Origin of the sequence: Streptomyces kunmingensis, from assembly GCF_039533535.1 — a bacterium.
Classification (GTDB): domain Bacteria; phylum Actinomycetota; class Actinomycetes; order Streptomycetales; family Streptomycetaceae; genus Streptomyces; species Streptomyces kunmingensis.
In genome coordinates, this window is record NZ_BAAATS010000022.1 from 298,119 (window position 1) to 320,505 (window position 22,387).

The following is a 22,387-nucleotide window of genomic DNA, read 5'->3' on the forward strand; positions in this document are numbered from 1 at the left end:
GGATGTACGAGCGGGGCGGGACCGGCGACCAGGCATGTACGGACGCGGTGCGCGGTGAGGCGTACTTCGCGCGGATCCGCGCCGACGAGTACGGATATCTGGACGAACCCGCGCCGGGGGACCGGGCGAGCGCGGCACGGGGCACAGCGCACATATACCTCGACCATACGGGCTCCGGCCTGCCCGCCCGCCGCCAACTGCGCCTGCACGCGGCGCGGATGACCGGCGCGGCGTGGGGCAATCCGCACACCGACAGCCCCGCGTCCGCGCCGTCGACGGCCCTGGTGGAGGAGGCCCGTCGGCGGATCCTGGCGTACGCGGGCGCGGATCCCGCCGATTACACCGTGGTGTTCACGGCGAACGCCACGACGGCCTGCCGCCTGGTGGGGGAGGCCTATCCGTTCCGTAGGCGCCACGGCGACCTGCTCCTCACCCTGGACAACCACAACTCGGTCAACGGCTTACGGGAGTTCGCCCGCGCCCGCCACGGGCGCACCACCTACGTGCCGCTGTCCGGGCCGGACCTGCGCCTGGACGAGGAGCGGCTCGCCGCCGCACTGGCCGAGCGGCGGCGCGGCCTCTTCGCCTTCCCCGCGCAGAGCAACTTCTCCGGCGTACGCCATCCCCTGGAGTGGATCGGACGGGCGCAGGAGCAGGGCTGGCAGGTGCTCCTCGACGCCGCGGCCTACGCCCCCACGAGCCGTCTCGAACTCTCCCGTTTCCGGCCGGAGTTCACCGTGCTGAGCTGGTACAAGGTGTTCGGCTACCCGACCGGCGTCGGCTGCCTGATCGCACGGCACGACGCGCTGGCCGCGCTGCGCAGACCCTGGTTCTCCGGCGGCACCATCCAGGTCGTCAGCGCCCACGCCCAGTGGCACCGGATGGCCGAAGGACCGGCCGCCTTCGAGGACGGAACCGTCAACTTCCACGCCATCCCGGAGATCATCACCGGCCTCGACTGGATCGAGGAGGTGGGCGTCGACGCCATCCGGGCCCACGTCGAGCGGCTCACCGCACGACTGCTCGCCCGGCTCACGGAGCTGCGGCACGACACCGGGCAGCCGCTTGTGCGCCTCTACGGCCCGGACACCACCCATCGGCGCGGCGGCACCGTCGCCCTGAACGTGCTGGACGAGGCGGGCCGCCTCGTCGACGAACGCCTGATCGCCCGGGACAGCGCGGCGGCCGGCATCTCCCTGCGCGCCGGCTGCTTCTGCAACCCGGGCGCGGGCGAGGCGGCCTTCGCCATCGGCGCCGCGCAACTGGCTCGCACCGGACGCCACCACCATGGCCTGGACACGATCGACGCGTACCTGGACCACCTGGGCCTGCCCACCGGCGGCGCGGTCCGCGTGTCCCTCGGCCTCTCCTCGACCGCGGGCGACGTGGACGCCTTCGTCGACTTCCTGCGGACGGCCTACCGCAACCGGACGCCCGACGCGCAGGGCCTCACCGCCCGGCTGACCTGCTGACGCGGCGCGGACGCGGCAGGGCCGGGCAGCGCCGGTGCAGGACCAACGCGGCGGCCGCGAGGAAGAACAGCGTGAAGGCGGCGAGGAACAGCCAGCGCGTCCAGGCCGGATGACCGAAGCTGTCGCCGTACGAGGAGAGCAGCCCGGCACCGAGCGGCGAGGTGCCGCCCGCCCACAGCCCCGGCAGGTCCGCGCCCGCGCCCAACGCCTCGAACGCCCAGCGGTTCGACATCACCACGCTGATCCACTGCCCGGCCGCCGCCATCATCGGTACGGGGACGAACGCACCGGTGAACAGCACCTGAGGGAAGCACAGCATGGGCAGCATGAGAGCGGCCCGGCTCGGGTCTGCGACCGCGGCGGAGGTGAACAAGCCGAGCGCGAGACCGGCCGTCGACGCGAGGGCGCCGGAGACGAACAGCGAACCGTAGACGTCCCAGCCCGCGTCCGGGAGCCGGTCGAGGGCGCGCAGCACGAGCAGCAGCAGGGCGTCGGCGACGGCCAGGACGGGCAGCAGCAGGGCAACCTTGGACGCGAGGTAGGGGGCCAGGCGCAGCACGGTGCGGCGTTCGCGGCGCACCACCGGCAATTCGGCGCAGATCTGCAGCAGACCGTAGGCGAGGCCGAAGAAGAACGCGCCGAACGCGATCCAGAACAGCACCATCGCGGCCGCCGCCGGGCTGGGGTGCGCCGCGTCGAAGACACCGGGACGGAACAGCAGCGCGAACATCGCCACGATCATCAGCGGGGAGCCCACGACGATGGCCGCGGACAGCCGGTCGTGGAACAGGATCTCGGCGGATCGGCGCGTCAGCAGCCACCACTGGCCCCAGGCCCCAGGCCGCGGGCCGGTCGGGCGGCGGGCCGGGCAACGCGGACGCGGCGGCGGACGCGGCGGCGGCCGGGGCCGCGGCACGTGGCCGTGGCAACTCGGGGGACGGGGATGGGGCGGCAGTACTCCCAGCCGCGACGGCCCCGTACACCTCCTCGAAGGTGCCCACCCCGTACCGCGACATGACGTCTTCCGGCGCCCCGACCGCCGCGAGCGCACCGGACGGCGTCAGGAACACCACCTCGTCGCAGCGCGCCAGATCGGCGGGCGCGTGCGTGGTCATAACGACGGTCACCCCGGACGCCGCGAGCGTGGCCAGCGTCTCCATCAGCCCCGCAGCGGTGGCCGGATCGAGCCCGGAGGTCGGCTCGTCGAGGAAGAGCACCCGCGGCCGGACCAGCAGCTCCACCGCGATGCTCGCTCGCTTGCGCTCACCACCGCTGAGGGTGCCTACCGCCTGGTCGCCGCGGACCGCGAGCCCGAGACCGTCCAACACCTGCTCCACCGCGTCGGTCCCGGCCCCGCGCAGGCGCGCCGAGTAGCCGAGCGCGCGGCGCAGCGGCAGCCCGCGGTGCACGATGTCGTCCTGCGGCACGAAACCCGACGCCACCTGCGCCTCGCCCGGATCGGCGCCGTCGTGCAGCACCTTCCCGCGCCCCGGCCGGCGTACCGCGGCGAGGGTCTCCAGAAGCAGCGTCTTGCCGGCCCCGCTGCCGCCCGCCACGGCCACCAATCGCCCCGGCGCCACGGTGAGATCGATCCCGCGCAGCACCTCGCGCCCGCCCCGCACGGCGACCCCCACGCCGATCGCCTCGAGTCGCGCACCGGGTGCTGCCGGCCGCGTCCGTGTCGTCCCCGTGTCCGTCATACGCCCCCCACCTGCCCGCAGCTGTGCGGCGCACCGTCTCGGGCGCCGAGTGATCGCTCGCCGTATCGTGCCCGCACGGATCCGCTCGTACTCCGCCGTGCTGTAGACGAAGAGTTCTCCACCACCGGGCGGAAGCTCACTGCGCCTACAAGAACTCCTACTGCCCTCTCCGACAACACCTCGGAGAGGGCAGTAGGAGTTCAAAGTCCGGATCGGCCAGATGCTGCCGAATGTATGGCGTGACCCGCAAGCTGAGCGTCGCCTTCAACGGCCCCGTGCGCAGGCTGGAGTCGCCGTGCTGGGTCGTCAGGACGGCGCGCAGAAGTTCGACGCTGGGTTGCACGACGCTGTCGCCGTGCGCTCCTTGCTGCAATCGGTCGCTGACGGGCAGTTGGGAGAAGTAGGTGAACGCGAGACACAAGAGGGTTATCGGATCCCAGGGTGACCGTGCTGGTGTCCCATAGCAACGCGTCGGGGAGCGCGAGTATCGCGCGTGGAAAGCGCAGGAAGCATTGGTCGACCCCCTCGTCGAAGAGCAGCGTGTAGGGAGAGATCGACTCGTAGACGGCCAGCTCTCCCGGCTTCAGCACGCACTCGCGGCGGAGGCCCGCGCCGAACAGAACCTGAGAGGCCCGACGGCACCGAGCCCTATGCGGACGGAGATGTCCTAGGCCGGGGGCGGTGGTCGATGTCGACCGCCAACAGGGAGTCCCACGCCGCGTTCCGGACCACTTCCTCCCGGTCCCGTGGCGGTACGAACGCGGTGCCAAGGACCGGGCTCGTGGCATTCCTTCGTCTGCCGCCATCGGTGTCCTTCCTGCCCTCAGTCTGACGGAGATCCCTCTGGCCGGGCAATGGATTCGATGAGCACAGCAGGGCCATCTCGCCTGCCACGGCGCCGAGTTGCGGCTGTGCACAGCTGACCAGGTTCCTGCGCGGACAGCCAAGTCCAAGGCCCACGACGGCCCTAAAGGCAACGGCATTGCCTTTAGGCCGTGACCGGGGTGTCTACAGCTGACCGGACAGGTGAGCGCGCTCGTCGTCGGACAGACGCGGCGCGCAGGCCGGCGCTGCGGCGGCGGGGTCCTGAGGTCAGGCCGACATCGAGATCGTGCTCGGCTCGATGTGATCCGCGGGTCAGTGCTGGTCGTCGTGCCGGGGTCGTCTGCTCAGGAACTGGTTGGCGGCTTCGACTGCTTCCCGGTTGAGCTGTTCACGCGAGACGCCCCAGCTCTCTTCCCAGCCGTCCAGATTGATCGCGCAGATGACGAGAGGTTCCAGGTCCTGTGGATCTCCGAGGTCGTACGCGATGTCTGCCCAGATGAGGTGTGTTCCGGTGGCCGGGTCGAGGGACCCGTCCGCGACCTGGCCGGCGACCCAGTAGGCCATCGCCCACTTCGCGGCCCGGGGGTCGGTCGGCGGGTGAAAGGCCAGCCCCAGCTCCTCCAGCACCTGGTCGAAGAGTTCGGGTGCTTCGGGCTCCTCGTTGCGAAGGAGTCCCGCCAGCATGGCGAGTGAAGGGCTCTCAACGCCGGCGATCAGAGCATCCAGCCCGATCTGAATGAGGCGGTCGGATCCGACGCGCCTGCCGAATGCCCTCTCGCGAGCAAGGTGGCTGAGCTGCTTGAGTGCTTCGTCGTGTGTCATCTGGGCCTTCTTCATAGGTGCGTTGGGACGGCGGCTTGCTGACACCGATGGGCCGTCGCCCTTGACGGCCTGAACGAAGCCGCGGGCAACTGCTACACGAGCCGGCTGTCGGCTACTCGCGTGGCTGCCTGCTTGAGTCGGGTGAGCACCGGTACGACCTCGGCGTGCGTCACCCCGGGCAGGCTCCCGAGCTGTTCGGTCACGTAGCTGAAGAGTTCGGTGCTGTCGTGGCAGGTGACTGCGGCGACGATGTTCGCGGAGCCGGTGACCGCGGCGACCCAGCTGGTCTGGCGGTGGGCGGAGAGCGCCTCGCAGACGGTGACGATGAGACCGGGTGCGACTTGCACGAGCAGCGTGGCCGACGTGCGGTAGCCGAACGCTTCCAGCATCACGTCCACGTCCACGGTGACCGCGCCGCTGTCCAGGAGTGCCTGGAGACGGCTTCTGACCCGGGACAGCGGCCAGTCGAGGGCGCGGGACAGGGCGGAGGCGGTGGCTCGGCCGTCGTGGCGCAGTTCCTCCAGGAGTACGCGGTCCTCGGGGGGCACCGGACTGTGCGTCGCCTTACGCCGGTTGGGATCGCGCCCCTCGAGAAGATGTCGCTCCGCGTCCCGGCTCAGCGGCTCCTCGAATCCGGACCATTCGGCAGGGCCGCCGGAGTACGAGTGCAGTACCAGGTGTGTGGTGAAGGAGAGTACTTCCGCGGTGTGCGAGATCTGCGGCAGTACCCCTATGCCGCAGGTGGCGTCGGCGGGCAGGGTGGTGGTGCACATCAGCTCCGCACCGCCGGAGTGCAGCGCGACCCAGGAGACGTCGTCGCGCGCGGCGAGTACGGCACCCAGGTGTGCGGCGGCATCAGGGCGGCATTGCAGCCGCAGCAGCCAGAGCCGGTGCCGCGCGGAGGCGGCGGCCTCACTGACCAGGACCCGGAGTACTCCCGCCTCCCGCATCGCGCGGTAGCGGCGGGTCGCGGTCTGTTCCGACACCCCCACCACCTCGGCGATCCGGCGCATCGGAGCCCGCCCGTCGAGCATCAGGCACTGGAGGATTTGTTGCTCCACGAGATCCATGTTGGAAGTTTAGTCGCTGCGAGGCGAACGACATGAAAGTTGTAAGTGGGTATCGGCTGATCGCTGTAAGTTTTCAGTGTTCGATGCGATCTTCGCCCGGGTGCGCGAGCGTGGCCTGGAGTACTGGGGCGACCCCCGGCATCAGGAGCCGGGCATCATCAACCACCTCGATGACGGCCGCGGCGTGTACTTCAATGACCCCAGCGGTCATGAACTGGAGATCATCACGCGCCCCTACGGCAGTGGCGGGCTCGACGCCGAACACGTCAACCCACTGCTCAGCGAGGAACTCAGGACGAGCGGGAAGCTGCCGAACTTGTCATGACCCAGGCGTTGACCGGCCGTCCCCTCGTCCAGGTCCTGAGAATGCCGAAGAGCACCTGTTCCTGAAGTGGCACGGCAAGCCGGTGATCTCGGTCAGTACTCACCCCGGCCCTGGACGCCCTGCATCGGGCTACGCAACCCGAGCGGGCCGGCACACACACCTGATCGTCCCGCCCGCTCTCGAAAGGAGCCGTCATGTCCGAGTTCCGAGAACTCGATGCCCATGTCACGCTCGCTGACCAGCTCGACGAGGAAGGCGGACCGGTCCTCCTCGTCAACGTCCTGCGGGTCGCCCCCGCAGACGTCGACCAGTTGCTGCTGGCCTGGTCCACCGACGCGGCCGCGCTGAAGAACCAACCGGGCTTCATCTCCACCCAGCTGTACCGCGGCATCGCCGGCAGCAGCACGTTCCTCAACCACGCCGTGTGGGAGTCGACCGAGCACTACCGCACAGCCCGGCTGGACGACAGCGTGCGCGCGACCGCCCGTCACCTGTACCCGGCGAGTCTCGTCGCCACCCCACACCTGTTCCGAGCGCAAGCCGTGCCGGGGATCTGCGTCGCCTGACGAGCGCATCGAGGGCTGAACGGGCCGTATTCAGCGCGGGGGAGCGAGCGCGTTCTCCAGAGCGGCCCGCGCGTCGCGCAGGGCCGGCCAGGCCATTTCGTAAGCGCCCTCCGAGGGTGTTCGGTGTGGGCGGCCTGCTGCGAATGCTGCGAACCTCACGACGGAAACAGTTAAGCGCGGTTCTGTTAATCATTGCCGTGTTCGCCGACCTTGTCATGGCCGCGCCCGCTGGGGAGTATCCACTTCGGATGCGGCCCGGTTTTTCTCTGCCGCGATCCGGAGTCCCCCACACGCCGCTCTATGCGGCTGTCCGGAAATGGAGACAAGGTGTTTCGTCTACGCACGATCATGGCGTCCGGCGCCGCGACTGCGGCTCTCGTCATGGCCGGAGGTGTCCTCCCGGCGCACGCTGCCCCTGCGGTGGGCCCGTCCGCCCCAGGCGGTCACTACCAGCAGCAGATGGTGCAGGCCCTCGCCGACTCACTCGGCATCAGCGATGCCGCTGCGGTCCAGCGGCTGGACTCGCAGGCCGCCCAGCAGAAGACACTGAGGAAGCTGCGGCTCTCGGGTGTCGATCCGCGCGGAGCCTTCTTCGACGGCAAGGGCAAGCTCATGGTGAACGTCGCCGACGCCCGCGCAGCGCGTCACGTCGAAGGTGCCGGACTCACGGCACGCATAACCCAGCACACCGCCGAAGAGCTGGACGGCATCAAGCAGGAGTTGGACGAAGCGGCCGCGCACAGACTGCCCATCGGCGTGCAGAGCTGGGGGGTTGACCCGGCCTCCGACAAGGTCGTCGTCCAGGTGCGCGACAGATCGACGGCTGCCGGTCAGGCGTTTCTTGAAAAAGCAGCGTCCTACGGCTCGGCGGTCGCCGTGCGGAGCAACGACAGCAGGGCGGTCACGACCGCCGGCACCATCTACCCCGGGAGCCGGATGGATTACGGCAACCACTACTGCTCGGTCGGCTTCGGCGCTCGCAATCCCTCCGGCAACCAGGTATTGGTCACCGCAGGCCATTGCGTGGAGAACCTGCCGGATCTCTATGCCAACGGCAGTCACTTCGCCAAGGGCACCACGTCCCGCTTCGCACACGGCCGGAACAGCGTCGACATGGGCCTCGCCTCGGTCGACTCCGGCACCACCATCGCCCCCCAGATCGGCACCTGGAACAACGGCGGCAACATCGCCGTGAAGGGCAGTCAGCGGGCCGCGGTCGGCTCGGACGTCTGCAAGTCCGGTGCCACCTCGCACTGGACCTGCGGCTCCATCCAGTCCTACAACTACTCGGTCACCTACAGCGACCCGGGCCAGCCGGACACCCTCGTGACCAACCTGGGCCTGAGCAACACCTGCGACCTCGGCGGAGACAGCGGCGGCGCCTGGGTCTCCGGCAACCAGGGCCAGGGCCTTACCTCCGGCGGCCGCACCGACAACTCGTGCAACGGCGTCTACGGTCAGGGCACCTCCTACTTCCAGCCCCTGGACGATGCGCTGCAGCACTACGGGCTGCGCCTCAACACAGCCTGACCGGAGCGATCACACACCTCGGCGCGATGATCACCCCACACAGTCGCGCCGGGCCGGTGGAGAGCCAACCCGGTAGCATCCAGCCGGTGATCCACCGCGGCGGGACCGCCGCTCCGACACATGCGGCGGTCCCGCCGATCTCCTTTCGCCCCGCTGACCGGGAGTAGCGATGAACCAGCCAGGTCAAAGGCCGGAGGCGGGCCGCCCCGACGGCACGGACGAGCACGGCACTGCGGGCGGGGTCACATTCGGTGCGGCGTTCCAGCAGGCACTCAAGGCCAGCGGTCTGTCACTCCAGCGCCTGCACCACCACCTCGCCCAACGCGGCGTCTCGATCAGCCCGGTCACGCTGAGCCATTGGCAGCGAGGACGGAGCCAGCCTGAGCGACAGGAGTCGCTCCGGGCAGTGGCCGAAGTCGAGAACATCCTCCGTATTCCGCGGGGAACGCTGCAGAGCCTGCTGAGTCATCGTCGCCCCCGTGGCAGGGCCGTGGCCAAAGGACAGGAGATGTCCGAGGCGCTGTCGCGTGTCGTCACTCCTGGCGCTCCGCTGGAAAGAGCTCTCGGTCCTGATGCCTACCGGTTCAATGAAAACCTCGTCACCCTGTCGGTGCAGGAAAAGCTGTACATCGACGAGTACGGATGCATCGCGCGGTACACCGTCAGCCACGTTGTTCGCGCCACGCGCGACGGAGTACGGCACCTGACCGCTCACCACAACCTGGACGATCCCGATACCCCGTCAGTACAAGTGACTGTTGAGTGCGGGCGCCTGGAGGCACTGCACTTCCGCCAGGAACTGCGATCCGCGGTCTTCGACATCGGATTCGGGCGCGCCCTCGGGCAAGGCGACACCGCGATCGTCGAGTACACACTCGACGTCGGCCCTCGGTGGAAGCCCTCGAACCATCACGAGCGCACCCTGCCCATCCCGGTACGGCAGTACCTCTTGCACATCTTCTTCCACGCCAGGCACGTTCCCTCTGCCGTGTACGGCTATTACCGGCCCAGTTCGGAAGCGCCGCGAGAGGACGTCCGACTCCTCTCTCTTGACGCGTCGCACAGCGTTCACCTGCTGCCCGCCAAGTGCGGTGCCGGCATCTACGGAATCTCCTGGGAGAGGTACTCAGCTGCCGGGAAGCCGCCGAAGCTTCCTGACCGAGCCGCCGCTCAACGCAGCGAGTGAGCCCCTCGGGCAGGTGATGGTGTCTTGTCGGTGAAGCGGTTCATGCCGGTGTTCCCGTCAGGGTGTGCGTGATGTGGTCGCTGAGGATGGGCAGCCAGTCGGGCTGCGCGTTGCCGAGGAGGTGATCACCGTGCGGGACGGACAGGTAGGTGCCGAGCGGGGCCGGACGGGCCAGGGCCTCCCCGTTCGTCACGCCGGGGATGACGTCCTGGTCAGCGTCGAAGACATGCAGCGGGGCCGCGATACGGGGCGCCAGGGCGGTGAGGTCCACCTGGCGCACGAACTCCTGGGCGGCGTCGGCGCCTCCCGCGCGGACGGCCATGTTGTCCCGTACAGGCGCGGGCAGTTCCCCCCGGTCGAGACGGAAAGGACCGCTGACGGTGGCGACGGCCGCACGCGCGGCTCGAACGTCGCGGCCCGGGCCGCGAGATAGCCGCCCAGACTCAGGCCCACAAGCCCGATGCGTGCGACACCGAGCGCATCGATGCCCCGGCCCACGACCCGCTCGTAGTCCGGCACGAAGGTCGTGGACGCCGCGAGCACGCCCTGCCCGGGGCCGCCCATCGCGAACACCGCAAGACCTCTGGCCAGTAGCGCGGACACCAGATCGAGGAACTCCTCCTTGGCCGAGTCCAGACCCGGGACGACGACCACGATCCCCTGCGCGTCGGCGGGGCCACGCAACCAGCCGGCGAATCCCTCATTCCACCCCTGAACGTCAACCGATTTGAAGGGAAGCAACAGGTCAACAGGCGCCCGATTCGCGCAACTTGTAAGGCGGCCGCCGGCTTGAACCAGGTTCCGCCGTGGGAGAGGCGGCCGGGGTTGGCCAGGGCGCGACGGGCGACGGGCGACGGGTGTCGTGGAGGATCGGCTCGAGGTCGGGGTGTGGGTAGTACGGGGCAGCGCCGTGGCGGGCGGCGATGAACCTGGCGGGCATGCCGCCCCGCACCGGCCCGGGCCTGAACCGGGAGATGTCGGCGATGACGTCCTGCATGTGCCGCGGCTGCAGCCGGCCCACCAGGTCCATCTGGCCCGGCGATTCGATTTGGAAGCAGCCGATCGTGTCGCTCTGGCGGATCATCTGGAACGTCGCCTCGTCCGGAGATCGACGTGGTCGGGGTTGTCGAGGTCGAGGTCGCGGTGGCGGCCGGTGATGCGGCGGATCTCGGCGACCGCGTGCGCCATCGCGGACTGGATTCGCACCCCCAGTACATCCAGCTTGAGCAGGCCCAGGTCCTCGACGTCCTCCGTGTCTGCCTGCAGCATCGGATCGGCGCCGCCCGGGGTGGGCTGCACCGGCAGGCGGTCCGGCAGCGTGGCGTCGGACAGGATCACGCCGCCCTGGTGCATGGCATAGCCGTGCACCAGGGCGTCCAGGCCCTCGGCGAGTTCGAACAGCGGCCCGTACTCCTGCGCCCGGGCGGCGAGTTTGCGCAGCTCGGGCAGTTCGGCGAGCGCGGAGCGGATGGCACCGGCGCGGATGTGCGGAAAACTCTTGGCGATCTCATCAACGGCTCCCGGGGCAATGCCCAGGGCGAGCCCGGTGTCGCGCAGCGCGTGCCGGGCCCGGTAGGTCTCCGGCATCCCGGTGACCGTGACCCGCGCACGCCCGAACCGCTCGAAGATCCGGTCGTAGAGCTTCAGCCGGGGTGCCGACTCCACATCCAGATCAATGTCCGGCAGCGACGTCCGCCGCTCGGACATGAACCGTTCTTTACCGACCGGTGAGGTCACCGGGACGGGCTACGTCATCAACTCGGTGTGCGGATGCTCGGGCTCCGCCGGGCAGATGAACAGGTGCTGCCGGTAGCCGCTGCCTATCTGGACACCGGCCGCGTTGTAGCCGCGGTGGCCGGGGTACGGTCCAGCACCTGGATGGGGGTGCGGAGACCAGCTGTTCCCGGCGTCGTCCCCTTCCTCGAACGTGGCGACGGTCATCAGGACCTCCATGCCGGTGCCGCACTCGGAGCAGGGCTGCGGGCTGGGGTCGGTGGAGTTCCAGGCGGGCCAGCCGCCGACCTTCCAGCCGGGCGCGTTGGACAGCACACAGTCGTAATAGGTGTCCGGGTCCATGTCTTCCTCTGCTGCCTGCGGCACACTCCACTGTTTGAGCTGCTCCCGCAGTTCTTCGGTCAGCTCCAGATGGTCGGGGTACTCGGTGATCTGCTCCGGTTCGAGCACGCACGGTTCCGGTAGATAGCCGTCGAACTGCACTGCGGGCGGCTCGGGGGGCGTGTCGAGAATGTCGGTGACGGCGGCTGCCGAACGCCAGAAGAGCAGGGTCCTGGGCATGATCGGATGATCGAAGGGGCACCACAGAACCTGCAGCAGGTCCTTGCCCTCCGGCGGGCTCAGATCGGGCACATCCCGTACGTACAACTGCGCGACGGGCAGCATCGCTATGGGGCCGTCGTACGCCTGGACCGCCAGCCTCACCGGATACGTCCGAGGGGGTCGGATCCGCTCGAGAGTCTCCCGTTCCTCCGGAGTCAGGTCCCGGCCGTGCGAGGCGGCGAAGATCCGTCGTTCCAGCCGCAGATCCGCCGGGGACTGGGCTGGGTTGATGCCATCCACCACATGCGGTTCCTCGCAGTACGGCCACGGCTCCTCAGCGGGCCACAGCAGCGGCCCGCCGATCGAGCTGTCGTGCCACGACGGCGCCCCAGGGCGGGGGTGCAGGCGGGTCGCCGTGCGGGCCAGCGGCGCCAGTTGGGGAAAGACCGCGGCAACGTCGATCGGCCGTGGCGGAGTGACAGGAGTGACATTCATGGTCATGGCCGCAATCTTGCCAATCGCCTCTGACAACGGCCCTCGTGGCCGCCCCACGAAGAGTTCCGGCACGGGCGTCACCCGGGAGAGCGCCACCGCCGGCCCGTTGCCGGCCGATGGCCCGCGAGCAGGTCCACGATCGCCGCGTGGATGTCCGTCCACGCGCGCGGTTCGTCGCCACCTACCACCTGGGCAGGGACGACCTTGACGCGTCCATTCCGTCCGGGCCGCCGCCGGTCGGGAGATGGTTCATCACGATCTCCACCGGCAGGCCGTGGCCGATCCCCCTGCAGTTGAGCATCTCGGCGATGGTGAGGTACGCAGACGGCCCTGGTGCCGCCCCACGGGGGGCGGCATCAGGGCCGATCTATGGATGCCCGTAGCGCTGAAGTGCTGGTCAGGGGTGGCGAAGCGGCGAGCCGGGCTGTTCGCGTGAGGCGGGGACTTCGGGGCGTACGACACGAGGCCGGGCACCAGCCTGCCGGTGGGCTGGGTGACGACGATGGCCCGGCCGTCGTCCGGGCGGGTGGCGGGTGGCGAGCGCCTCGTACGGACCGTCCGGCACCGCCTGCCGGTATGGCACCGTGGCCGGCCGTCGGGTGAGTCCGGCGATCAGCCAGACGAGCCGGGCCTTGGCGTCCCACCCGTACGAACCGGCCGAGTCCGCGCGGGAGGCGGGGTATTCGACACCAGCACGCTTGTATGAGCCAGGATTCACACCCAACGCCGATCGGCTCTTTCCAACCGATGATCGAAAGGACGTTCCTACTGCTTCGGGCGGGGTCTGGCACCTGTGCGGATAGCGTCAACGGCGCCGCTTTGCACCCTCAGGTACTTATTGGATCGACGAAACTTTGCCTGCGGTACGCGCCGTACCCTGCCGTCGAGCCACCCGCGGACTTGCTCCGAGAAGAACGGCGCAGCCCCAAGAAGATCGCGCCACGCCTCATCGAGCTCCCCGTGCAAGGCATAGGGAGGACCGACTGACTCCAGTGCGCGGTTGACTTCCTCACTGGTCACGGCGTCTCCCGGTGTGCCATCCGAGTCCGCTGTTACTCGGCTGGCGTAGGCATCCACTGCCCTGTTGACGGCATACCAGTCCACCGCCAGCCCAGGGCGCAGAGCATCTTGCAGCCGGCCATGGGCCGTCTTCGACAGGTCATACTCGTCGTGCAGCGAGCCGTCGGGATTCCCTCGGCGTTCGTCCTGGTCGACGAGTTCGGACAGATGCTCGCAGGCTCTGCAGGCGCGGTCCAGCAGGTCGTACCAGATGTTGAGGCCCCTGATACCGTCGGCGACGCCGCGAGCAGCCTCACTCATCGTGTGCGCCGCTCCCTCGAGCGCAACAAGAGCGCCAGGCCCGGCCAGGTAGAGCCGACGCCAGGCCTTCGCACGTGTGTCTTCACGTTCGTCGATATCGCGTACCCGGGTCCGGGGCTCGCTGAAGTACATCACGGCGTCGTAGAACTGAGTCACGGCCTCGAACTGCCATTCCACAGTCTTCGATCGCCAGGTGATGCGGGCAGAACGCAGCGCGGCACGCCAGGCCACGAGGCCGGCGACCCCAGCCGCAGTCAGCGTGCCCATCGCCGTGGCAAAGGGGACCAACTCTCCTGGGTTCATACACCGCATGATGCGCCGAACAACGGTTGCACGGCGGGTACTTGAGAACCTTCTGAGGTGGCCTGTCCATACCTGTGAGGGCCATGGCGGCTGGCCCGTGTAGCACCCTGGCGGCCCCCTCGCCGCCGACCAAGCCCGGGCGCTGCAGTTTCGCCGCTGGGGTACACGGGACGATGCCGAACAACTCAACCGGTCTTCAGCTGACGGTCCACTCGCGCAGTTGGCGCGCGATCGCGGCGACGCCTTGCGCGCCGGAGGCGGCTTTGCACACTAGCTCGGCGGCCGCCTTGATGGGGTAGTCCAGGCGTCGCTCGCGCAGCATCAGGTAGGCCTCCGTGGCGTGCCAGGCGAACGCCGTGTTGGAGTGCTCCAGGCACAGCAGCCGCACCAGAGTGTGCAAAGGCGCCGCCGCTTTCAGGTTCAGCGTCCCGGCCCTCCGGGTCGGCCATCACGATGTGGCGCTCGTCGAACTCTCTGAGAACGTTCCCGCCCGCCGTCACCAAGCGCTCGGCCTCCGCCTTGATCCGTGCCCAACGCTCATCGCAACGGCCATGCCGTCCCGTACAGCCGGGTCTGCAGCGCAGCCGGTTGCGTGTCGCGCACCTCGTGTGACGCTCGGGATCGCGCACGGAAAGGGCAGCGGACCGGCCTTCGCGATCTTTTGTGGCCCGCCACGGTCGGCTGTGCGACGCATACGGACAGTTCGTTGCGATCCGTCCTGCGGCGTGGCGCGCTGGTGCAGGCTGCCGTCCGCGGTACACGCAGCGGGTCGTGGAGCCGGGCCGGGGGAGGGCAGTCGTGGTGGCGGGGACAGGACGGCACAAGGAGCCGCACGAGGAACGACGGGTGGGAAACCTGACCGTGCCGCGGACGGGGACGGTCGGCCGCCAGGCGGAGGTGGCGGAGATCGAGCGGATGTTCGTCGGCCCCGCACTGCAGGAACCGACGCGGCTGGTGACCTTGACCGGGGTCGGCGGTGTGGGCAAGACCCGGGTGGCGCTGAACGCCGCCGCCGCGCTGCAGCCCCGCTTCCGCGACGGAGCGTGGCTGGTGGAACTCTCGCCGCTGCGCGAGCAGGGCGACCTGCTCGCGCACGTCATCGCGGAGGCGCTGCCGCTCGCCGATCAGACCACCCGCCCGATGACCGAGGTGCTGGCGGAGTATCTGGCCGACCGGGAGCTGCTGCTGGTCCTGGACACCTGCGAGCACCTGACCGAGGACTGCGCACTCCTCGCCGAGGCCCTGCTGCGGGCCGCGCCGGGGCTGCGGATCCTGGCCACCAGCCGCCGCGCCCTGAACGCGGCGGACGAATGCGTCCTTGCGATCGAGCCACTGCCCGTGCCCGAGGCCGACGACGCGCGGGGCGGCGCGGCGGATGCGGTGGTCCTGCTGACCCTGCGCGCCGCCGAGGCGGTGCCCGGTTTCACGGTCACCGACGCCGAACGCGCGGAGCTGGTGCGGCTGCGCCGACGCCTGGACGGGCTGCCGCTGGCGATCGAGCTGGCCGCGGCCCGGCTGCGCGACCTTCCGCTACGGGAGCTGACCGCCCGCCTGGAGGACCGTTTCGCCGTCCTGGGCGACACCGATCGCATCGTCGCCGACGCGGATCCGCCCTGGCATCAGGCGCTGCGCACGGCCATCGGCTGGAGCCACCAGCTGTGCACCCCCGCCGAACGGCTCCTGTGGGCCCGCCTCTCGGTCTTCGCGAACAGCTTCGACGTCGATGCGGCCCAGCGGGTCTGCGCCGACGACCATCTGCCCGCCCACGAGATCCCTGCCGTCCTGGCCAGGCTGACGGAAAAATCGATCCTGACCTGGCAGCCCATCGGGGGCGGCGAGCGCTACCGGATGCTGGACACCGTCCGCGAGTACGGGGCCCACTGGCTGCGCGGCCTGGGCGAGGACGACACGCTGCACCGCCGCCACCGCGACCACTACCTGGACCTGGCCCACCGGGGCGACGCCGCCTGGATCGGGCCCGACCAGTTCGCCTGGTACGACCACATGACCGCCGAGCACGACAACCTCCGCGCCGCCCTTGACCACTGCCTGGCCGAACCCGAGGGCCACATCGCGCTGGAGATGGCCGCGGCGCTGTGGTTCTTCTGGTTCGAGTGCGGGTTCCTGAAGGAGGGCCGGTACTACCTGGACGAGGCCTTGGCCGCCGACACCGCCCCCTCCCCGGCCCGGGTGAAGGCCCTGTACGCCTGCGGTCCGCTGCTGATCTACCAAGGCGATCTGCCCGCCCTTCAGGAACGGGCCGCCGAATGCACCGCCCTGGCCGCACACTTCGGCGACACGGAGCGGAGCTACGCCGCCGCCACCGAGCAGGTGAAGTCGGTACTGGCCGGCGACCTCGAGCAGGCGGTGTCCCAGGGCGAGGCCCTGCTCGCCACTGACTGGCGCGAGAAACCCCTCACCTGGATTCCCCTGTCGGCCCTGGTCCTCATCACCCACATGCTCCTGGCCGCAGGCCGCTTGGAGAAAGCCTTCGCCTGGCTGGACGAGCTGAGCGCCACCTGCGACCGCAGCGGCGAGTGCTCCATGCGCGCCTGGGGCGACTTCAACCGCGCCGAAGCCTGGCTGGCCCAGGGCCTGTTCGAGGAGGCCGCCTGCTGCGCCCGGGCCGCGCTGCTGGTCAAACACCGGCTGCGCGACGGCGTGGGCACCGGCCTGGCCCTGGAAGCGCTGGCCCGCGCTGCCACCGCCACAGACCACCACGGGGACGCCGCGTGGCTGCTCGGCCTGGCCGCGCAACTGTGGGAGACACTCGGCCGGCCAGAGCCGGGCTCACCCGCGGTCGCGGTTGCCCGCCAGATCTGCGCACGCCAGACCCGCGAAGCCCTCGGCGACGACGCCTACCACCGCGCCTTCGACGCCGGCTGTGCCATCGACCTGGACACCGGCATCGCCCAGGCCCTCAGCCCCGCCTCCACGCCACCCTCCTGACTGCCCGGCGCCCCGACAGGTCCGCCCTGCCCGTCGAGCCGTCAGGAACGGCAAAGGGGGGCCCGGCTGCTCTTGCGACCTTCGTCCGGGCACCCGGCCGCGTGGCGGCCTTCTCGTCGAACGAAGCGTCCTCGCCGCTCACCTGCGTAAGCGAAATGAGCCGGCCGTCACGCAGCCGAGCCTGCGGGGGGAATGACGGTGCACGGTGGACCGGCACACTCGACCGGCAGGACAATACGGCTGTACCTATGACGGGCAGGCCTGGAACCGCCCGCGCACCGCAGCCGGTGGGCGGCCGTGCCAGGCCGGAGTGGTTGCGGACATACGGAGAAACGGGCCGCCGGACAACTCCAGCCCCGCCCGGCCCACATGTCACCTCCGGCGGGAACGGCTCGAACCCGACAAAGAAGAGACCGGCGATGCAGACGCTCGACCTCGACAGCGATGATCTGGGCGAACAGGAACGCATGCGGCACGACGCGCAGAGGATGTATCGGCACGCACAGGCCGCAGTCGGGCTGTCCGCGGTCATGTACACGGCGGTCAGAACCGCGTACCTCAGTGCCGGCTCGGACGCCGTGCTCACACCAGCCACAGTGAGATCGGCCCAAAGATCGACGCCATGGCACGATGACCGCCGTGTCAGGTCAGGTCTGGGTGTCACTCATATCGTTGGGCGGCGTAGTCCTCGGCGACTCGTTGTCCTACCTCGTCCAGCACAGAACTCAACTCTCAGCGGAACGCGCAGAACAGCATGGCAGCAGGTGGCCTTGCCGAAGGCCCGGCGCGGGGAACGGCCAGCCCTGCTGGAGCGGTTCATCGAGGTGGCGGCCGAGGCGGAGCGCTCCGCCGAGCAGCCCGGCGCCGCCTTGCGCCAGGCTCTGGCGGCCGGGGAGCCGGTCAGCGACGAGATCATCGACAACCTCATTCTCCCCCTGGTCGACGAGGCGGCCCCGGAATGGCAGACCGCCCTGGGACGCCCTGCTGGTCCTGCCCGAACTGCGTGGCCCCGTCGGCTACTCGGGAGGCGTGATCTCCATCGGGGTCCGGCTCGCGGTGCGTGAGCCGCGCGTCGCGGCGGCCAACCTGTTCGCCGGCAGTTCCATCCCGCGCGCCATGTTCGAGGAGGCCCGGCGGGTCACCATCCCGCTGCACATCCTGCTGCAGTGGGACGATGCAGGCAACGACCGGCAGACCGCCCTGGACCTGTTCGACGCCTTCGCCTCCACGGAGAAGACACTGCACGCCAACACGGGCGGACACACCGGCGTTCCGCAGTTCGCCGGCGACGCGGCGGCCCAGTTCTTCACCCGCCACCAGAAGTAACGCCGGCCCGCCACGGTCCGGGCAGACCGCCGGGCCGCTGCCCGTGCGAGCAGGCCCGGCGCCCTGCCGGCCGCAACACCGCGGGACCCTGCCAGTACGGCAGGGTCCCGCGCTGCGTGCCCCTCGGCGCACCGTCTGCGTGCGCGACATCGGCCGACGACACCGGCACGTGCCGGCGAGCTTCACCTCGGGCGGTGAGCCGCATCTCTCGATAGGGGGTTCAGGTGAGGAGCGGGGCGTCGCCGCCGTTCAGGATGGTCTGCTCGGCTGCGGTGGCGGTCGGGATCCATTGGTGGGCGAGGGCCGCGTAGGTGGTGACGTCGTGCCAGGCGCCGCGGGTGTGGAACAGCTCGCGCAGGGTGGCTTCCGGGCGCAATCCCGCGGCGAGCATCACGGGGCGCATCCGGGTGTGGTCGGCGCGGTGGCCGGCCCAGATGCGGTGCAGGTTGAGGGTGCCGAAGGCGTGGGCCATGAGCAGTCGGCCCGCCTCGTGGCCGTGGCCGCGTACCGGGGCGTCGGGCAGCAGGACGAGGCTGGTGAGCATGGCGTTGCGGCCGTAGTCCTCGATGAGCAGGCCCATCGTGCCGACCATCGTCTCCTCGCCCGGGGCGCACACGGCGAGGGTGTGCTTGCGGCGCGGGTGGGTGAACGGTTGGGCCAGGCACTGGGCGAAGGCGTCCTGGGCCTCGCGGTCGGTCATGCGGTCGATGCCGAGGTAGCGGGTGAGGACGCGGTGGGTGTGGATGCGTTCGAAGGCGGTGAGGTCGCCGGCGCGCAGCTCGCGCAGCCAGAGGTGTTCGCCGTGCAGTTCGGGCAGGTGGGTCACGGCGCGGCTCTGACACTTTCGCGGACGACGTTGGTGTGGGGGCTGATCAGGGCTTCGAGGTCGACGTAGTAGCGGCCGGAGCCCACCGGTTCGCCGAGCAGGATGCGGCGGGCGGTGTCGGTGACGAGGGCGCCGCCGAGCTGGACGCCGCTGGCGAGCTGCGGCCAGCTGGACAGGGTGGAGCCGATGCGGCCGAGCGCGTCGCTCATCGCGGGGCTCAGCCGGTCTGTGTCGCAGACTTGGAGCAGAAACGCGAGGGTGCCGGCCGGATCGAGGGCGCGCACGTCTTGTGCGGTGATGTCACCGGCCCGCCCGTGAAAGAGCGGGCGGGCGGGCTCCTGATCGAAGCGTTCGACGTCCAGCATCCCGCGGTCGTTCATGTCCATCAGGACGGGAACGCGGCGGCCGCGGGCGTGCTCACGGGCGGCGACCTTCACCCAGGTCGTGTCGCACTCCTCGATCAGCAGGTCCAGCGGCCGGCCGGCTGCGCCGAAGAACGCCTCCAGGTTGTCCTCGGTGATGCCCTCCTGCCACAACTCGATGTCGAGGTAGGGGTCGGTTTCGTACATCTGGCGGGCGCACAGAACGGTCTTGGCCAACCCCAGGTCGTGCACGCCGGCCCGCAGCCGGTTGAGGTTGCTCAGCCCCAACTGGTCGAAGTCCGCCAGGCGAAACGATCCGCCTACTCCTTCCATGGCACAGGTGAGCGCCGCGCTGTTGCCCACGGACAGGCCGATCACGCCGATCCGGCAGCCCCGCAGACGCCGCTGCTGCACAGCGGTGATCTTGTCCCGGTTGCGGTCGGCGCGCAGGCGGCGGAACTCCGCCTCCGGCAGCACATGGACCAGCCGTCCCGACCACGGATACCAGACCCAGGTGCCGTAGCGGTGCCGGTCGGTCCCGGCGCACAGCTCCTTGACGGCGGCATGAAGTCGGGCGCCGCTCAGCGCCCGTTCAGGGTGCAGGCAGCGCGCGAGTTCGGTGAGCTGGTCGTCGATGCGGTCGTGCGTCTGGCGCACCGCGCCCGAGGCGACAAGGGATTCGAAACGCCCCCGGTCGTCGGCCTGGGCCAAGCGCAGCAGCACCGGCCGGAACGTATCCGCGGGCGCTGAAGTATCCGTAATGATCACAAAGCGGGAAAGTAGCAGCGGCATGATCGAGAACAACTTGTGTCCGGCCAGCGGTCGGGGGGCGAACGAATGACCGGTTTCTCTGCCGTGCCAGCTGCTCTGGACGGCTGAGAACTGCGCTGTCGCTCGAGCTCCCAGCGTGCTGGCCGGATCAGGTGCTGTTGCCGACGATGTTCCGGGCGGCGAGGCGGAAGTCCTTGACCGCCTGGTAGAGGGCCTGCTCACGCTGGGCGGCCAGGAGGGAGGCGGCTGCTGTGCGGGTGCTGTTGCCGGCGCGCGCATCGTCGACCATCTGCCGTACGGTCTGCGAGAGGTCCCTCGAGGTGTGGGTGACGCGCTCGATGACGGCCGAGAGCGAGGCCGGTCCTTCTAGGATGACCACCTCGGTGGCGCGGTGTACCTCGCGGGCCAGCGCGATGAAGGCGGCGATCTTCTCGTCGACCTCGGTCAGGTCGACGGGGTCTCGGCGCAGCACCTCACGGGCAGCGTCCAGGGCGATGTCGCGGTCATGGAGCGCGCTGAGGTAGTGGGCGTAGGCGTCGCGACGGTGCTGACGGCGCCAGTGCTCGTGCTGCGAGCGTGCCTGTGCTCTGCCGGTCACCATTGCCGCGCCCAGGGTGGCGGCCGAACCGACGGCGGTGCCGATCAGTGCGGCGATCCCTGCGTCCATGCGGCAAGTCTGCCGCAGACCAGAAGAGCGGCGTGCGGGCGGGCAGCCGCGATACAGCAGCTGCCCTCGACTGTCCCTGGCGAACGCGCCTGACCTGCCTGGTACCAAGTCGCGCGTTGCTCAAAGACTGCAATCCGGCCCACTGCAACACGAAGTGGATCAGAGCCCGAGAATGGACAGCAAGATGTGCACCGCTTCGGGAGGCAGCAGACGCACCGAAGGATTCGAACGGCGCGTGAGTCGAACGCGGTCCTGGACGACTGTGACGAACCCAGCTCGCGATCGTGCCGGTGTGGCTCAGGAAGGGTGAGTCGGCGGGAGCTGCCATCGGCCCGAGTGGCCGGGCGGCAGTTCCATGTCGCGACGGATCGCCGAGTAGTACATCTCCCGAGCCCTTCGCTGCTTCTCGAGCTGCGCCGACCACGTGTCAGCGGTACAGCCAGGAGCACGCACAAGGCCTTCTACCTCCATCACCGTGAGCGCCCATCCGTGCGCAGCCTCCACGACCTGCGGAGAGCCGAGCATCAGCAGTCCTTCTCCGGCTGCGGACCGGGCGTCCGCGGCGTCGATGAGGAGGGGAGTCGCCTCAGCGGGCGCCAGGGGGTGCGGATGACTGTCGTGGCCGAGATGTGCTGCGACGCGGCGATGAAGAGTGACGGTCCTCTTGAGCGTCAGCGCGTAGTCGGTGTAGGCCGCGAGCTGCCGCTCCTGCCATCGGGCTGCGTGTTCTCGACGGAACCTCGCCCGATCGCCACGCATGACCACGACGTACGAGCCGAAGGCCCCGATCAGTACCCCCAGCAGGGCGGGAAGTTGCTTTATGAAGTCGGACACCGCCGCATGCTAGTGCTCCCAAGATCCCCAGGTGGCAGCCATCCCGACTCTTGCTCCGCGCCAGGCGTATGCGAAGGGTGGACATGCGGGGGTGCTCCCTGCACCGGCCACGCAATCTGCCGATATGGCCGCGTGCACGGCCGGCGCGAGGCAGACAGGCGGACCGAGACTAACTGCGGCACACCCGACCAGCACTGGCGCCCAGCGAAGCTGGTGTCGCGGACGGTGGCAGCAGATGACCAGGGGAATCAGGGGCCGAGTCTCGGCGTTATGGCACGCATGGGTGATATATCCCGGGACGGCCATGAAGGCAGTCCGCCCTCGTCCGCAGCCGCCCGTGCACGTCTTGACGCGGACCGCGCTGGCACGCTGGCGCGCTGGGCCGCGACTTCGACGCGATCGTTGCTGCGAACGCCTTGGTCGCGGTCGACGACGAGCACGACCCCGAAGGAGCCAGCACCGCCTTCGAGCGGGCACACGTGGCCGCCCTGCTCGCCCGGGCGAGCGAGCACCTGGAAGAACTCGACCGGGCACTGGAACGGCTCGAGCGGGGCGAGTACGGACAGTGCGCAGATTGCGGCGAGACCATTGCTCCGGAGCGCCTGGAGATCCGTCCTGCGACGACCACTTGCATCCGATGCGCCCGGTCCGACCCGCGTCGGCCGCCGCGCCCGGCCTGACGCCCGCGCCCGGCCTCCATAAGATCGTCCTCCACCCCTGCATGCGCGCCGACTCCAACGCTCCGGCCGGCGACCCAGAGG

General features: G+C 69.7%; 17 protein-coding genes and 6 pseudogenes. 8 read left to right on the top strand and 15 right to left on the bottom strand.

From position 1 onward, the window contains the following. Positions 1-2 precede the first annotated feature (2 nt). Positions 3-1,472 carry an aminotransferase class V-fold PLP-dependent enzyme gene (locus ABD366_RS27520; protein ID WP_324765639.1) on the top strand — a complete coding sequence of 490 codons (1,470 nt, stop codon included), beginning with the start codon at positions 3-5 and terminating at the stop codon, positions 1,470-1,472. Here the strand turns inward: ABD366_RS27520 and ABD366_RS27525 are convergent. From ABD366_RS27525 to ABD366_RS27545, 5 genes and pseudogenes are all read right to left on the bottom strand, one after another. Further along, entirely contained in the window at positions 1,450-2,388 is a 939-nt protein-coding gene (locus ABD366_RS27525) for an ABC transporter permease (RefSeq protein WP_344442645.1), read from the bottom strand. The genes ABD366_RS27520 and ABD366_RS27525 overlap by 23 nt on opposite strands. 241 nt (positions 2,389-2,629) lie before the next feature. Beyond that, positions 2,630-3,172 (bottom strand): annotated as a pseudogene (locus ABD366_RS27530) (ATP-binding cassette domain-containing protein); the annotation flags it as partial. Positions 3,173-3,372: 200 nt separating this feature from the next. Continuing rightward, complete coding sequence (locus ABD366_RS27535) at positions 3,373-4,155, bottom strand: AraC-like ligand-binding domain-containing protein (protein WP_324771997.1); 783 nt, start codon at positions 4,153-4,155, stop codon at positions 3,373-3,375. A 154-nt stretch (positions 4,156-4,309) separates the two neighbouring features. After that, positions 4,310-4,819: a hypothetical protein gene (locus ABD366_RS27540; protein WP_324771998.1), complete on the bottom strand. Its 510-nt coding sequence runs from the start codon at positions 4,817-4,819 to the stop codon at positions 4,310-4,312. Between the two features lie 92 nt (positions 4,820-4,911). Further along, entirely contained in the window at positions 4,912-5,889 is a 978-nt protein-coding gene (locus tag ABD366_RS27545) for an Lrp/AsnC family transcriptional regulator (RefSeq protein WP_324771999.1), read from the bottom strand. 79 nt (positions 5,890-5,968) lie between these two features. On the opposite strand from ABD366_RS27545, the pseudogene ABD366_RS27550 reads away from it, so the two are divergent. From ABD366_RS27550 to ABD366_RS27565, 4 genes and pseudogenes are all read left to right on the top strand, one after another. Continuing rightward, positions 5,969-6,214: pseudogene (locus ABD366_RS27550) on the top strand (VOC family protein); the annotation flags it as partial. Between the two features lie 194 nt (positions 6,215-6,408). Continuing rightward, positions 6,409-6,780, top strand: a complete 372-nt coding sequence (locus tag ABD366_RS27555) for an antibiotic biosynthesis monooxygenase family protein (protein ID WP_324772000.1) — start codon at positions 6,409-6,411, stop codon at positions 6,778-6,780. A 327-nt stretch (positions 6,781-7,107) separates the two neighbouring features. Next, complete coding sequence (locus ABD366_RS27560; RefSeq protein ID WP_324772001.1) at positions 7,108-8,310, top strand: S1 family peptidase; 1,203 nt, start codon at positions 7,108-7,110, stop codon at positions 8,308-8,310. Positions 8,311-8,479: 169 nt separating this feature from the next. After that, complete coding sequence (locus ABD366_RS27565; RefSeq protein WP_324772002.1) at positions 8,480-9,496, top strand: hypothetical protein; 1,017 nt, start codon at positions 8,480-8,482, stop codon at positions 9,494-9,496. 40 nt (positions 9,497-9,536) lie between these two features. Here ABD366_RS27565 and ABD366_RS43525 read toward each other — a convergent pair whose 3' ends face one another. The 6 genes and pseudogenes from ABD366_RS43525 to ABD366_RS27590 all read right to left on the bottom strand — a co-directional run. Next, positions 9,537-9,689, bottom strand: a complete 153-nt coding sequence (locus tag ABD366_RS43525) for a hypothetical protein (RefSeq protein ID WP_411293798.1) — start codon at positions 9,687-9,689, stop codon at positions 9,537-9,539. Continuing rightward, positions 9,686-10,150 carry an alpha/beta hydrolase gene (locus tag ABD366_RS43530; protein ID WP_411293799.1) on the bottom strand — a complete coding sequence of 155 codons (465 nt, stop codon included), beginning with the start codon at positions 10,148-10,150 and terminating at the stop codon, positions 9,686-9,688. Before ABD366_RS43530 ends, ABD366_RS43525 begins: the two co-directional genes overlap by 4 nt. A gap of 125 nt (positions 10,151-10,275) precedes the next feature. Beyond that, positions 10,276-11,212 (bottom strand): annotated as a pseudogene (locus ABD366_RS27575) (DNA polymerase III subunit alpha); the annotation flags it as partial. Positions 11,213-11,242: 30 nt separating this feature from the next. Further along, positions 11,243-12,274 (bottom strand): hypothetical protein, encoded by a 1,032-nt coding sequence (locus ABD366_RS27580; protein WP_324772004.1) that lies wholly within the window; start codon positions 12,272-12,274, stop codon positions 11,243-11,245. A 759-nt stretch (positions 12,275-13,033) separates the two neighbouring features. Next, positions 13,034-13,891, bottom strand: coding sequence for a hypothetical protein (locus ABD366_RS27585; RefSeq protein ID WP_324772005.1), 858 nt, complete (start codon positions 13,889-13,891; stop codon positions 13,034-13,036). Positions 13,892-14,087: 196 nt separating this feature from the next. Beyond that, positions 14,088-14,321, bottom strand: a pseudogene (locus tag ABD366_RS27590) (fic family toxin-antitoxin system, toxin component); the annotation flags it as partial. A gap of 416 nt (positions 14,322-14,737) precedes the next feature. Here ABD366_RS27590 and ABD366_RS27595 point away from each other — a divergent pair. Both ABD366_RS27595 and ABD366_RS27600 read left to right on the top strand, forming a co-directional pair. Then, positions 14,738-16,840, top strand: a complete 2,103-nt coding sequence (locus tag ABD366_RS27595; RefSeq protein ID WP_324772006.1) for an ATP-binding protein — start codon at positions 14,738-14,740, stop codon at positions 16,838-16,840. An 845-nt stretch (positions 16,841-17,685) separates the two neighbouring features. After that, positions 17,686-18,166: pseudogene (locus ABD366_RS27600) on the top strand (dienelactone hydrolase family protein); the annotation flags it as partial. A 220-nt stretch (positions 18,167-18,386) separates the two neighbouring features. On the opposite strand, the gene ABD366_RS27605 reads toward ABD366_RS27600, so the two are convergent. The 4 genes from ABD366_RS27605 to ABD366_RS27620 form a co-directional block, all read right to left on the bottom strand. Next, on the bottom strand, positions 18,387-18,992 hold the full coding sequence (locus tag ABD366_RS27605; RefSeq protein ID WP_324772007.1) for a GNAT family N-acetyltransferase: 606 nt from the start codon (positions 18,990-18,992) through the stop codon (positions 18,387-18,389). Beyond that, positions 18,989-20,077: a ThiF family adenylyltransferase gene (locus tag ABD366_RS27610; RefSeq protein ID WP_324772008.1), complete on the bottom strand. Its 1,089-nt coding sequence runs from the start codon at positions 20,075-20,077 to the stop codon at positions 18,989-18,991. The genes ABD366_RS27605 and ABD366_RS27610 overlap by 4 nt, the downstream gene beginning before the upstream one ends. A gap of 196 nt (positions 20,078-20,273) precedes the next feature. Next, a complete protein-coding gene (locus ABD366_RS27615; protein WP_324772009.1) occupies positions 20,274-20,792 on the bottom strand; it encodes a proline dehydrogenase in 519 nt (172 codons plus the stop codon). Positions 20,793-21,089: 297 nt separating this feature from the next. After that, positions 21,090-21,626, bottom strand: a complete 537-nt coding sequence (locus ABD366_RS27620) for a hypothetical protein (protein ID WP_324772010.1) — start codon at positions 21,624-21,626, stop codon at positions 21,090-21,092. A gap of 279 nt (positions 21,627-21,905) precedes the next feature. Between ABD366_RS27620 and ABD366_RS27625 the strand changes: the two are divergent. Then, positions 21,906-22,306, top strand: a pseudogene (locus tag ABD366_RS27625) (TraR/DksA family transcriptional regulator). Positions 22,307-22,387 lie beyond the last annotated feature (81 nt).

What these genes read in the sequence shown, in the direction of transcription:
- ABD366_RS27565 (WP_324772002.1), top strand. Translation starts at nt 8,480, where the DNA reads ATGAACCAGCCAGGTCAAAGGCCGGAGGCGGGCCGCCCCGACGGCACG.
- ABD366_RS27520 (WP_324765639.1), top strand. Translation starts at nt 3, where the DNA reads ATGTACGAGCGGGGCGGGACCGGCGACCAGGCATGTACGGACGCGGTG.
- ABD366_RS27540 (WP_324771998.1), bottom strand. Translation starts at nt 4,819, where the DNA reads ATGACACACGACGAAGCACTCAAGCAGCTCAGCCACCTTGCTCGCGAG.
- ABD366_RS27545 (WP_324771999.1), bottom strand. Translation starts at nt 5,889, where the DNA reads ATGGATCTCGTGGAGCAACAAATCCTCCAGTGCCTGATGCTCGACGGG.
- ABD366_RS27555 (WP_324772000.1), top strand. Translation starts at nt 6,409, where the DNA reads ATGTCCGAGTTCCGAGAACTCGATGCCCATGTCACGCTCGCTGACCAG.
- ABD366_RS27585 (WP_324772005.1), bottom strand. Translation starts at nt 13,891, where the DNA reads ATGAACCCAGGAGAGTTGGTCCCCTTTGCCACGGCGATGGGCACGCTG.
- ABD366_RS27615 (WP_324772009.1), bottom strand. Translation starts at nt 20,792, where the DNA reads ATGGACGCAGGGATCGCCGCACTGATCGGCACCGCCGTCGGTTCGGCC.
- ABD366_RS27580 (WP_324772004.1), bottom strand. Translation starts at nt 12,274, where the DNA reads ATGACCATGAATGTCACTCCTGTCACTCCGCCACGGCCGATCGACGTT.
- ABD366_RS27535 (WP_324771997.1), bottom strand. Translation starts at nt 4,155, where the DNA reads ATGCCGTTGCCTTTAGGGCCGTCGTGGGCCTTGGACTTGGCTGTCCGC.